At 65.6% G+C, this 3,300-nt stretch carries 4 protein-coding genes; all 4 read left to right on the top strand.

What is annotated here, in order from left to right:
• Window positions 1-11: 11 nt before the first annotated feature.
• Window positions 12-809 carry an ABC transporter ATP-binding protein gene (locus RAD15_RS43285; RefSeq protein ID WP_458184775.1) on the top strand — a complete coding sequence of 266 codons (798 nt, stop codon included), beginning with the start codon at window positions 12-14 and terminating at the stop codon, window positions 807-809.
• A complete protein-coding gene (locus RAD15_RS43280) occupies window positions 806-1,519 on the top strand; it encodes an ABC transporter ATP-binding protein (protein ID WP_018318824.1) in 714 nt (237 codons plus the stop codon). The genes RAD15_RS43285 and RAD15_RS43280 overlap by 4 nt, the downstream gene beginning before the upstream one ends.
• A gap of 13 nt (window positions 1,520-1,532) precedes the next feature.
• Window positions 1,533-2,411: a branched-chain amino acid ABC transporter permease gene (locus RAD15_RS43275; RefSeq protein WP_458184774.1), complete on the top strand. Its 879-nt coding sequence runs from the start codon at window positions 1,533-1,535 to the stop codon at window positions 2,409-2,411.
• Window positions 2,412-2,413: 2 nt separating this feature from the next.
• The coding region (locus RAD15_RS43270) for a branched-chain amino acid ABC transporter permease (RefSeq protein ID WP_458184773.1) at window positions 2,414-3,300 on the top strand (887 nt) is incomplete at its 3' end.

Genomic DNA, 3,300 nt, shown 5'->3' with positions numbered 1-3,300 from the left:
GGCGAGACGAGATGACGCAGGCACAGCTCGCGCAGGGGACATCGCCCCTGCTCGCGGTTCGCGACGTCAGCGTCGTGTTCGGCGGCATCATTGCGCTCAACGGCGTGTCCTTCGACATGCACAAGGGCCAGATCCTCGGATTGATCGGCCCCAACGGCGCCGGCAAGACCACGCTCTTCAACTGCCTCTCCCGGCTCTACCAGCCGTCGTCCGGCGACATCCTGATGGAAGGCGCGAGCATCCTGACGCGCCCTCCGCACCGGATCGCCGAGATCGGCATCGGCCGCACCTTCCAGAACGTGGCGCTGTTTCCGAACCTCTCGGTGATGGACAACGTCCGCGTCGGCGCGCATTCGAAGACCTCGAGCGACATCATCAGCGACTCGCTGAGACTGGCGTGGGTCCGGCGCAGCGAGAACGACGTCAACAAGAAGGTGCACGAGATCCTCGCCTATCTCGACCTCGAGGACGTCGCACACACTGTCGTGTCCGGCCTGCCCTTCGGCACGCAGAAGCGCGTCGAGCTGGCGCGCGCGCTGGCGGCCGATCCGAAGATCCTGCTGCTCGACGAGCCCGCCGGCGGCCTCAACCACGAGGAAGTCTACGTGCTCGGCGACCTCATTCGCCGCATTCGCGACGACCGCCACATGACCGTGCTGCTGGTCGAGCATCACATGGGCCTCGTGATGTCGATCGCCGACCACGTCGTCGCGCTGAATTTCGGCAAGAAGCTCGCGGAAGGCACGCCGGCCCAGGTGCAGGCGGACCCCGACGTCATCAAGGCCTATCTCGGGAGCAAGGACCAATGACGACATTGCTCAACGTCAAGGACCTGCGCGCCTATTACGGCCAGGTCCAGGCGCTCCATGGCCTGTCCTTCTCGCTCAACGAGGGCTCGCTCGTGACGCTGCTCGGGGCCAACGGCGCCGGCAAGACCACCACGCTGCGCGCGATCTGCAACATGGTGCGCTCCACCGGCGGCATCGAATTCGACGGCAAGCCGCTGAACAACCGCTCCACCGAGAGCATCGTGCGGTTCGGCATCGCCCATGTGCCGCAGGGCCGCGGCACCTTCACCACCATGACGGTGGAGGAAAACCTCCAGCTGGGGGCCATCACCCGCAAGGACAGCGCCGGCATCGTCTCCGACATCGAGCGCATGTACGCGCATTTCCCGGTCCTGAAGCAGCGGCACACGCAGCAGGCCGGCACGCTCTCGGGCGGCGAGCAGCAGATGCTCGCAGTCGCCCGCGCGCTGATGCTGCGGCCGCGGCTGATGCTGCTCGACGAGCCGTCCTTCGGCCTTGCGCCGCTCGTCGTGCGCGACCTGTTCGGCATCCTCGGCAAGATCAACCGCGAGGACAAGGTGTCGATCCTGGTGGTCGAGCAGAACGCCCAGCTCGCGCTCGAGCTCGCCGACCAGGCCTATGTGATCGAGACCGGACGCATCGTGATGTCGGGCAACGCCAAGGACATCGCGAACAACGAAGAAATCCGCAAATCCTATCTGGGTTACTGAGGGAGCCGGGACAATGGAGCTGTTCACCAACCAGGTCCTGGCCGGCATCGCCACCGGCGCGATCTACGCCTGCATGGCGCTCGCCGTGGTCATGATCTACCAGGCGATCGACCATCTCAACTTCGCGCAAGGCGAGATGGCGATGTTCTCGACCTTCATCTCATGGCAGTTGATGCAATGGGGCATCCCCTATTGGGCCGCCTTCCTGATCACGCTGGCATTTTCTTTCGCCGCCGGCATCGCGATCGAGCGTATCCTGTTCAAGCCGCTCGCGAAGGCGCCGGTGCTGACCAACGTCGCCGGCTTCATCGCGCTGTTCGCGATCATCAACTCCTCCGCCGGCCTGATCTGGGACTTCACCATCAAGCAGTATCCGACCCCGTTCGGCTCCTCGCCGTTCCTGGGCAGCCAGCTGATCTCGACCCACCAGGCCGGCATGATCGGCGTCACCGTGCTGCTGCTGCTCGGCCTCTACTTCTTCTTCCAGTACACCAGGATCGGCCTCGCCATGCGCGCGGCCGCTTCGGTGCCTGAATCGGCCCGCCTCGTCGGCATCAACACCTCCTGGATGATCGCGCTCGGCTGGGGCATGGCGACCGCGATCGGCTCGATCGCCGGCATGCTGATCGCCCCGGTCGTGTTCCTCGAGCCCAACATGATGGGCGGCGTGCTGATCTACGGCTTTGCCGCGGCGGTGCTCGGCGGACTGACCAGCCCGTTCGGCGCCGTGGTCGGCGGCTTCCTGGTCGGCGTCTTCGAGAACCTCGCCGGCACCTACATCCCCGGCGTCGGCAACGAGCTGAAACTCCCGATCGCGCTCGCGCTGATCATCTCCGTCCTGGTCGTCAAACCCGCTGGCCTGTTCGGCCGGCACATCGTCAAGCGAGTTTGATCATGAGCGCTGCAGAAGAAGTCGTTGCAGAAGGCCACCAGGCGGTCGAGGCCGTTCCGAAGCGGGCCATGACGCTGGGCACCGGCACCTCGCTGGTGGTGCTGGCCGCGCTCCTCATCGCGCCCGTCTTCGTCAAGAACTTCATCATCTTCCAGATGACGATGCTCCTGATCTACGGGCTCGCGGTGCTGGCGCTGAACATCCTGACCGGCGGCTCGGGCCAGTTCTCGCTCGGCCAGAGCGCCTTCTACGCCGTCGGCGCCTATACGACCGCGGTGCTGATGGAGCATTTCAACGTCAACTATGCCCTGACCCTGCCGGTCGCCGGCGTGGTCTGCTTCGGTTTCGGCTTCCTGTTCGGCCAGCCGGCGCTGCGGCTCTCCGGCGTCTATCTCGCGCTCGCGACCTTCGCGCTCGCGACCGCGATGCCACAGCTGCTGAAGCTGAACTTCCTCGAGCACTGGACCGGCGGCGTGCAGGGCCTCGTCGTCACCAAGCCGGACGCGCCGTTCGGCCTGCCGATGTCGCAAGACATGTGGCTCTATTACTTCACGCTCGTCGTGACGATCGCGATCTACATCTTCGCGGTGAACCTGCTGCGCTCCCGTTCGGGCCGCGCCTTCATGGCGATCCGCGACAACGAGATCGCGGCCTCCGCCATGGGCGTCGACGTCGCGCTGTACAAGACGCTGGCCTTCGGCGTCTCCGCGGCCATTACCGGCATCGCCGGCTCGCTCGGCGCCATCGCCGTGCAGTTCGTCGCGCCCGACAGCTACACCATCACGCTCGCGATCTCGCTGTTCCTGGGCATGGTGGTCGGCGGCGTCGGCTGGCTGCCCGGCTCGATCGTCGGCGCGGCCTTCATCATCTTCGTGCCGAACATCGCGGA

This window comes from Bradyrhizobium sp. 14AA, assembly GCF_054185205.1.
Note: the sequence above shows the minus strand (reverse complement) of the source record. Positions and strands in the feature narration are given on the sequence as shown.

Coding starts and splice junctions, on each gene's coding strand:
- RAD15_RS43280 (WP_018318824.1), top strand. CDS start 806: ATGACGACATTGCTCAACGTCAAGGACCTGCGCGCCTATTACGGCCAG.
- RAD15_RS43275 (WP_458184774.1), top strand. CDS start 1,533: ATGGAGCTGTTCACCAACCAGGTCCTGGCCGGCATCGCCACCGGCGCG.
- RAD15_RS43285 (WP_458184775.1), top strand. CDS start 12: ATGACGCAGGCACAGCTCGCGCAGGGGACATCGCCCCTGCTCGCGGTT.